Here is an 8,415-nt window from a genome sequence, read left to right as displayed (position 1 = left end):
CAGCGCTTCGCGCAGCGCGGCTTCCAGCGGCGGCTGCGCGCCGCCGCCGGGGGTGAGGACGGTCAGCGATACCTGACCGTCCCTCACCATAATATCGCGGACGGCAACCCCGTCCGCGGCAAAAGCGGCCGTCACCGAATTGACGGCCTCTGTCACGAGTTCACGTGTAAGCATGTTCCACTCTCCACCTTCCGCATAAATCCATTCCATTATAGCATAATGAAATCGAATTTCTCTCCTCTCCTACGGCCTTGCCGCTGGAGAAGGGAGCGGCGAAGACGGGCTGGAGGAGCTGCCGGAAGGACGTTCCCCGCTGCTGTAGCGGAGAATGCCTTGATAGACCGCCGCCGCCACCTGCTTCTGGTAACCGGCGTCGCCAAGCCTCGCAGCCTCGCCCGGATGAGACAGGAAGCCGACCTCGACAAGAGCGCTTGGCACCGTATCGACGGCTTCGAGCAGATACACCGTATTGGGAGCCTTGGCGGCCACGCGTTCCGTATTCTGCAGGTTGACGCGGATCTCGTCCTGGATGAGGGCTGCAAGCGCGGCATTGCCTTCATGGTTCGGATAGTAGAACGTCTGGGCTCCCGACCATTTGGGCGAAGGGATGCTGTTCATGTGGATGCTGATCATAAGATCCGCTTGATGGTCCTTCACGAATTTGACCCTCTGCGCCAAATCCTCGCTCTTCCTTTGGCGGTAGGCTTTCGTATCCGGGGAAGCCAGATCGGTATCGCCTTCCCTCGTCACGTATACAAGGGCGCCCGATTGCTGCAGATAATCCCGCAGCTGGAGCACGATCGCCAGGTTGAGATCTTTCTCGACCATGCCGCTTTTGCTGACCGCGCCGCCGTCCGGCCCGCCATGACCCGCATCCAGCACGATCGTCTTGCCGCTCAGCGGCATCGACCAGTCGCTCCATGTGCGGGCCGCCGGCATCTGCTCCGTCAGCATCCAAGCGAGGATCGCCAGCATGCCTGCGATGACGCCCAGCCGGGTCCAGCCCCGCGGATTCATCCAGACGACGACGCGCCTGCGGCTGCGGTACAGACCATGCCTATTTTCTCCGGCCGCTTTTTTTGTCAAAAAAACACCCCATCCCGCATACATGATCGGCAGCCCGGGGCTCATGTGGCAAGCCATCCGCGCTCTAATCATTTATATGGGACAGGGCGTTCATTCATTCCGGTTTGTCCGGCTTACGCGTTCGCAGGCTGCTCCTGCATGCCTTCGATGAGAATCTGAGCCACTTCCGGACGGGAGAACTCCGGAGGCGGGCAGATGCCTCCGCGCAGCATCTCGCGCACCTTCGTGCCCGAGAGCGCGACATGCTCCGACTTGTCATGCGGACAAGTTTTGCTCGTGGCCATGTTGCCGCATTTCTTGCAGAAGAAGCTGTGCTCGAAATACAGCGGGGTGATGTCCAGATCTTCCGCCGGGAACGTCTTCAGCAGATCCTGCGCCTCATAGGTGCCGTAGTAATCGCCGACTCCGGCATGGTCGCGCCCGACGATGAAATGCGTGCATCCGTAATTCTTGCGCACGAGCGCGTGGAAAATCGCTTCGCGCGGGCCCGCGTAGCGCATAGCCGCCGGGAACACCCCGAGAAACGTCCGGCTCTCCGGATAGTAATTGTCCAGCAGCGCCAGATAGCTCTTCATCCGCACATTGGCCGGCACATCATCCGATTTCGTCTCTCCGACAAGCGGATTGAGGAAAAGGCCGTCTACAATTTCCATCGCGCATTTCTGGATGAATTCATGGGCGCGGTGGACCGGATTGCGCGTCTGGAAGCCAACCACGGTCTTCCAGCCTTTATCGGCGAAAATCTGGCGCGTCTGGGCCGGATCGAAATAAAACTCGCCGAACTTTTCCGGCTGCGGCCGGTTCAGCACGGTGATCGGACCGCCCACGTACGTATTCGGCCGGGAAAAGAGCTTCTTGACGCCGGGATGCTCGAGATCGTCGGTCTTGAACACTTGCATGGCTTCATGATTCTGATCGACCGAATAGACGCTCTCCACATCCAGCAGCGCATAGACGACTCCATCCTCGCCCTTGAGAGCGACACGCTGTCCCGTTGACAATTCGGAAGCGAAGGCTCCGTCTACAGCCAGCGTAATCGGAATGCTCCACACGATTCCGCTTGTCAGACGCATCCGGTCCACGACCGAACGGTAATCCTCTTCGCCGAGGAATCCCGTCAAGGGCGAGAATGCTCCGACGCCGATGAGATCCAGATCCGAGATCGTCCAATTATCTACTGTCAAAGCCGCAAGGCCCCCGGCTTCCTGCAGCAGACGCTCGCGCTCGGCTCCCTCGGCGATCCGGTTCACCAGTTCTCCGCCATGAGGCTTGATGCTTGCCATGTCTTTATCCTCCCCGCGACTCATTTATGCAGTCCGCATTCGGTTTTGTCGTTGCCGGACCAGCGTCCGGCGCGAGGATCCTCGCCCGGAGCGACTTGGCGCGTGCACTGCTCGCAGCCGATGCTCGGGAAGTTGCGGTCATGCAGAGGGTTGTAGATGATTTCGTTTTCCCGGATATAGTTCCAGACGTCCTCGGAAGTCCAATCCGCGATCGGATTGAATTTGACGAGCCCGAATTTGGTATCGTACTCGATCTTCTTGGCGTTCGCGCGCGTCGGCGCCTGGTCGCGGCGGATGCCGGTAATCCACGCCTCGTATTGGGACAGGATGCGGGTGAGCGGTTCGACCTTGCGGATGTTGCAGCAAGCATTCGGATCGCTCTTCCACAGCTCCTCGCCATGCTGGGCCGCTTGTTCCTCCGGCGTGAGCACCGGCTTCACCTGAACGAACTTGATGCCGTATTTGGCTTCCATCCGGTCGCGCGTCTCATACGTCTCCGCGAAGTGGAAGTCGGTATCCAGATAGAAAATGTCCGACCGCGGGCTTACTTTCTGCAGCATGTCGACGAGCACGACATCCTCGGCTCCGAAGCTGCAGGCAAAAGTAATATTCGGGAAGGTTTCGACTGCGTATTTGAGGATTTCCTCCGGCGATGCCGTTTCCAGCCTAATCGCCTGCTCGGTAATCAGGGCTTCTTTCTCCAAAAGGTTCAAGGTGGTTCCCCTCCTAATCATTAATACCAAGTAAAAAACTATGCTTTACTATGATTATACGGGGAACGTTGCCGTTGAGCAATTGTTTAATTCATCAAAAAAGGCCGAAATTACTTGCCGCATAAGGATTTCTTATCCATTGGATAAGGCTATCTTATGCGGTAGACTCCGTACTTGTCCGCATTGCGGGCAAGCTCCGTCAAGTACTCGAAGAAAGCGTCGCGGTTCACGTCGTCCACGACCGTAACCTTTCTTCCGCCTTCCTTTTCCACTGTACGTCCTTGAGACGGACCGGAAGGAATGACGTCGCAAGTCGCATCTCTCGAGGATACGAGCTCAGGCTTGCCGATGATCGCGGTCGTCAGGACATCCCACAGATAATAAGTGGAGTTGGTGGCGAAGTGAACGAGCGGAGGAACGGTCGCATAACATTGGCCCAGGAAGTCGATTCCCTCATGACAGCGGTTCTGCGCCCACTCCTTGCGGGTTTCCACCATGAGCGGCACTTTGTTCGTGCTTTCCAGTGCTACCATATCGATGGCGATGCCGCTGTCCCATACACGCTTGGCTGCCTCCGGATCCCAATAGCTGTTCCATTCCGCTGTGCCGTCATGCTCGGGCTCGTGCACGTTGCCGTCCGGGAGGAACGTTCCGCCCATCCAGTACAGCTTCTCGATTTTGCTTTCAAGGGTGCTGTCCGCATCGAGAGCTCGGGCAAGATCCGTGAGCGGACCCGTGAACAGCAGCGTCACGGGCTCCTCGCTTGCTTGGAGCTTGTCCACGATATCCAGATGCGCGGGCTTCGCAGCCTCTTGCGTAATGACCTCAGGGCGCTCATTCAGCAGAGGAAGCGCATCGACATAGAATGCGTGCATGCGCCAGTCCTTGGGAAACGGGTTCTTTCCTCTGGAATCGGAACGGGCTACTTCCAATCCCTTCAGCTCCGGAGCGCCATAACGGTCGATGATCTTGCGGCTCGCCGATACGGCCGGCTCCACGTAGCAATCCGCATCGATCACGGATACGCCGATCAGATCGACATCGCTCATCTGCAGCAGCAAAAAGAGGGAGACGAGATCGTCGACGCCTCCGTCATGATTGAAGTAAACGGGTTTGCGGTTATTCGAATTCATTGGCCATCTTCCTTTCTTATGTAAGCCTTGGCGATAGAACGGTTCACTGCCTAGCCACCTACAAAAAACACCTTTTCCGCGACAGCGGAAAAGGTGCTTGTAGAACATATTAACGTTTGGAGAACTGAGGAGCACGACGAGCTGCTTTGAGGCCGTACTTCTTACGTTCTTTCATCCGCGGGTCACGCGTCAGGAAGCCAGCGCGCTTCAGGGATGGACGGAACTCCGGATCTGCTTTGAGCAGAGCGCGGGAGATGCCGTGACGGATGGCTCCGGCTTGACCGGAAGTGCCGCCGCCATGCGCGATGACGATAACGTCGTATTTGCCGACTGTTTCCGTCAGGGCAAGCGGTTGTTTAACGATCAGCTTCAGCGTTTCCAGACCGAAGTATTCATCCATTTCGCGCTTGTTGATAATGATTCGTCCTTCACCCGGCACGAGACGTACGCGTGCTACGGAGTGCTTACGACGACCAGTTCCATAGTATTGAACTTGAGCCATTGTAGGGTCCTCCTTCTAATTAACCGCGCAGCTCGTAAGCTACCGGATTTTGTGCTTGGTGCGGATGTTCCGATCCAGCGTATACTTTGAGCTTCAGCTTCATTTTGTTGCCGAGACGGTTCTTCGGAAGCATGCCGTGTACGGCGTACTCAACGAGGCTCTCAGGCTTCTTGATCAGCTGGTCCTTGGCAGGAGTCACTTTCAGTCCGCCTGGGTGCATGGAGTGACGGTAGTAGTTCTTGTCGTTCCATTTGTTGCCCGTCAGAACGATTTTCTCCGCGTTGATGACAACGACGAAATCGCCGGTGTCGATATGTGGAGTGAATTGCGGCTTGTGCTTGCCGCGGATCAGGCTTGCAACTTCGCTGGCGAGACGGCCAAGCGTTTGGCCTTCAGCATCAACGATGTGCCAGTTGCGTTGAACTTCGGTAGGCTTGGCCATATAAGTGGAGCGCATGAGGGGATCCTCCTTCAATGTTTACGATCATTTATCATGAAACACACGTTTCAAGGTCAATTATCATGGTAGGTTGTTGCTTGTGTTGCCTTTCGGGTTGTGACTTTCTTACGCGGGGCTGTGGGAGAGCCAATAAGAAAGCACAAGTTATATATTACAATAACGGAGCGCCCAGTGCAAGGATTTTTGGAATCGAATCACGATAAAATGACGATATTAGACCGGTATATCTATCCTAGGAAACCGTTCCAAACATCAGCAGTCAAGATTGCTCTCCATAATCCACTTCAACCAGCGTCAATCCATAAGGAACGGCAGTTGGGCCGGCTGCTTGACGGTTCTTGGCCAGAATGATTCCGCCCATCGAATCCGGATCCAGCTTGCCTTTGCCGACGAGCAGCAAAGTTCCGGTTATGATCCTGACCATATTGTAAAGGAAGCCGTTCCCCGTCAAATAAAGATCCAGGTTAGGGCCCTCCTGCCGAAGCTCCGCCTCGTAAATCGTCCTCACATGCGAGGTTTTGTCCGAATGGACCGTTGTGAACGAGGTGAAATCATGTTCGCCAACGATATATTCAAGAGCTCTGCGCATGGCCCCGACGTTCAATTGTGGTGCTGGATGATGAAAATGATAATTACGGCGGAAGACGTCATTGAACTTGCCGGTATAGATCGAATAGCGGTATGTCTTGCGCTTGGCTGCATACCTGGAGTGAAATTCAAGCGGCACTTCCACCGCATTCTCCACGATTCTTATATCGGACGGCAGCCGGCTGTTGAGAGCCAGGGACCACCGTTCAACAGCTATCTGTGCCTCGGTGTAAAAGTTGAATACCTGCCCCAAGGCATGAACTCTGGCATCCGTGCGCCCTGAGGCCGTGATATGGGTTTTAGCATCAGTCAGCACCTCGATAGCCTGCTCAATGACGTCCTGGACCGTATTCCCTCCCGGCTGGGATTGAAATCCGCTGTAGGCGGTGCCGTCGTAGGCTACCTTCATCCGTATGTTTCTCAAAGCTTTTCTCTCCTTGGCCGCCTTAACTAGTTCTCGTTGCAGTGCAAGCTAACCCAATGAATTCATAAAGGAGTCCTGGTGGCTCGCAGCTGAATGATCGTTCCGATCGCTGTTGAAGCCCGATTTCTGGATAGGATTATGCTTATGTTGAAATCCGGCTTCAAAGGCGAACGCTGACGCTTCTCCACGATTCATTCTTCTGCTTCACTGCCTGCCCCTTCATTCTTGGAAATTGCTCTACAACTCGAAAAATAGACCGTTCCCCAAAGGGGTCAAAGGCATGCTCACGCTCTGCCGGAGGGCAAAAGAAAAAAGGTGGCCGCTTAGGTCCACCTTTTGCTTGCCGCCGGCAGCGGCAGCGGGTGCTATTTACGCGCGGTCAACCAATTCGAGGAAGACCATAGGAGCCGAATCGCCGCGGCGAGGTCCCAGCTTGAGGATACGAGTGTATCCACCAGCGCGTTCGGAGTAGCGGCTCGCAAGTTCCGAGAACAGCTTTTGGATTGCGTCTTGCTCTCCGTCGATCGTTTCGCGGCGCACGTATGCAGCCACTTGACGGCGGGCGTGGAGATCTCCGCGCTTCGCTTTCGTGATCAGTTTTTCTGCAATCGAACGCACTTCTTTCGCTTTCGCTTCGGTCGTTTGAATACGCTCGTACAGGAACAGGTCGGTAACAAGGTCACGGAACAGTGCTTTCCGCGCGCTTGCGTCGCGTCCCAGTTTAGAGTATGCCATCGATTTCCCCTCCTTGATGCTTATTCTTCCGTGCGGAGGCCAAGACCCAGCTCTTCGAGCTTCTCCTGAACTTCTTCCAAAGACTTGCGGCCCAGGTTGCGGACCTTCATCATGTCTTCTTCCGTCTTCAGGGTCAGTTCTTGAACGGTGTTGATGCCAGCACGTTTAAGGCAGTTGTAAGAACGGACGGACAGGTCCAGTTCCTCGATCGTCATCTCGAGAACCTTTTCCTTCTTGTCCTCTTCCTTCTCAACCATAATTTCCGCGTCTTTAGCTTCATCGGTCAGTCCGACGAACAGGTCCAAATGCTCGGTCAGAATTTTAGCGCCGAGGCTTACAGCCTCTTCGGGGCGGATGCTTCCATCCGTCCATACTTCAAGCGTCAGCTTGTCGTAGTTGGTCACCTGACCGACACGTGTATTCTCAACGCTATAGTTCACACGAGTAATTGGCGTGTAAATCGAATCAACGGGGATGACGCCAATCGGCTGGTCTTCACGCTTGTTGCGGTCTGCTTGCACATAACCGCGGCCGCGATTGGCGAAAATCCTCATATGGAGCCGTGCGCCGGAAGCCAAGGTTGCGATATGAAGATCAGGGCTGAGAATCTCGACATCGCTGTCTGCGCGGATGTCGCCCGCCGTTACGTTCCCTTCGCCTTCTGCATCAATTTCCAGCACCTTCTCTTCGTCGGAGTGGATCTTGAGCGACAGGCCTTTCAGGTTCAGGATCATTTCGGTAACGTCTTCCATGACCCCCGGAACCGTGGAAAACTCGTGAAGAACTCCGTCAATCTGCACGGACGTCACTGCCGCGCCGGGAAGCGACGAGAGCAGGATGCGGCGAAGCGAGTTTCCAAGTGTCGTGCCGTAACCCCGTTCCAGGGGCTCGACGACAAATCGGCCATAAGCTCCGTCGTCACTCAGCTCAACGGTTTCGATTTTCGGCTTTTCGATCTCAATCACTATAGTACCCTCCTTCAAAACGTCGCTCCGTATCAATAACGTTCAATGGCGTCAAATCATGTAGTATGCCAAACCTTCACAACCATTATTCACAAGTTGCAGCAATTTGATACCACAGACCGACGAACTATACGCGACGGCGTTTCGGCGGACGGCAGCCGTTGTGAGGAACCGGAGTTACGTCCTTGATCAGGTTCACTTCGAGGCCAGCGGCTTGAAGGGAACGGATCGCGGCTTCACGGCCGGCACCAGGTCCTTTAACCATGACTTCAACGGCTTTCATGCCATGTTCCATAGCGGCTTTAGCAGCGGATTCAGCAGCCATTTGAGCGGCGTAAGGCGTGCTCTTGCGCGAGCCTTTGAATCCGAGGTTGCCGGAGCTTGCCCAGGAGATGGCGTTGCCGTGCGGATCCGTAATCGTGACGATCGTGTTGTTGAACGTCGAGCGGATGTGCGCTACGCCGGATTCGATATTCTTCCGGTCACGGCGTTTGGTGCGAACCACTTTTTTAGGTTTAGCCATTGT

The 8,415-nt window shown here is 55.3% G+C and carries 10 protein-coding genes; all 10 read right to left on the bottom strand.

What is annotated here, in order from left to right:
* Positions 1–243 precede the first annotated feature (243 nt).
* Positions 244–1,050, bottom strand: a complete 807-nt coding sequence (gene cwlD, locus ACLBWT_RS22040; protein WP_447665230.1) for an N-acetylmuramoyl-L-alanine amidase CwlD — start codon at positions 1,048–1,050, stop codon at positions 244–246.
* A gap of 149 nt (positions 1,051–1,199) precedes the next feature.
* Positions 1,200–2,369, bottom strand: coding sequence for a sulfate adenylyltransferase (gene sat, locus ACLBWT_RS22035; RefSeq protein WP_447665227.1), 1,170 nt, complete (start codon positions 2,367–2,369; stop codon positions 1,200–1,202).
* Between the two features lie 20 nt (positions 2,370–2,389).
* On the bottom strand, positions 2,390–3,082 hold the full coding sequence (locus ACLBWT_RS22030; RefSeq protein ID WP_447665226.1) for a phosphoadenylyl-sulfate reductase: 693 nt from the start codon (positions 3,080–3,082) through the stop codon (positions 2,390–2,392).
* A gap of 149 nt (positions 3,083–3,231) precedes the next feature.
* Positions 3,232–4,215 (bottom strand): nucleoside hydrolase, encoded by a 984-nt coding sequence (locus ACLBWT_RS22025; protein WP_447665225.1) that lies wholly within the window; start codon positions 4,213–4,215, stop codon positions 3,232–3,234.
* A 109-nt stretch (positions 4,216–4,324) separates the two neighbouring features.
* On the bottom strand, positions 4,325–4,717 hold the full coding sequence (gene rpsI / locus ACLBWT_RS22020; RefSeq protein WP_447665224.1) for a 30S ribosomal protein S9: 393 nt from the start codon (positions 4,715–4,717) through the stop codon (positions 4,325–4,327).
* 19 nt (positions 4,718–4,736) lie between these two features.
* Positions 4,737–5,174, bottom strand: a complete 438-nt coding sequence (gene rplM / locus ACLBWT_RS22015; protein WP_048743578.1) for a 50S ribosomal protein L13 — start codon at positions 5,172–5,174, stop codon at positions 4,737–4,739.
* A 262-nt stretch (positions 5,175–5,436) separates the two neighbouring features.
* Complete coding sequence (truA, locus tag ACLBWT_RS22010; protein WP_447665223.1) at positions 5,437–6,189, bottom strand: tRNA pseudouridine(38-40) synthase TruA; 753 nt, start codon at positions 6,187–6,189, stop codon at positions 5,437–5,439.
* A gap of 369 nt (positions 6,190–6,558) precedes the next feature.
* Positions 6,559–6,924 (bottom strand): 50S ribosomal protein L17, encoded by a 366-nt coding sequence (gene rplQ, locus ACLBWT_RS22005; RefSeq protein WP_048743581.1) that lies wholly within the window; start codon positions 6,922–6,924, stop codon positions 6,559–6,561.
* 20 nt (positions 6,925–6,944) lie between these two features.
* The gene (locus ACLBWT_RS22000) at positions 6,945–7,889 is read right to left on the bottom strand and encodes a DNA-directed RNA polymerase subunit alpha (protein ID WP_049868849.1); all 945 of its coding nucleotides are present in this window, start codon (positions 7,887–7,889) and stop codon (positions 6,945–6,947) included.
* Positions 7,890–8,016: 127 nt separating this feature from the next.
* On the bottom strand, positions 8,017–8,412 hold the full coding sequence (gene rpsK / locus ACLBWT_RS21995; protein ID WP_021878306.1) for a 30S ribosomal protein S11: 396 nt from the start codon (positions 8,410–8,412) through the stop codon (positions 8,017–8,019).
* Positions 8,413–8,415: the final 3 nt, after the last annotated feature.

Source organism: Paenibacillus sp. D51F, from assembly GCF_053345695.1.
The sequence above is the reverse complement of the archived record's forward strand: the minus strand, read 5'-3'. Positions and strand labels throughout refer to the sequence as shown.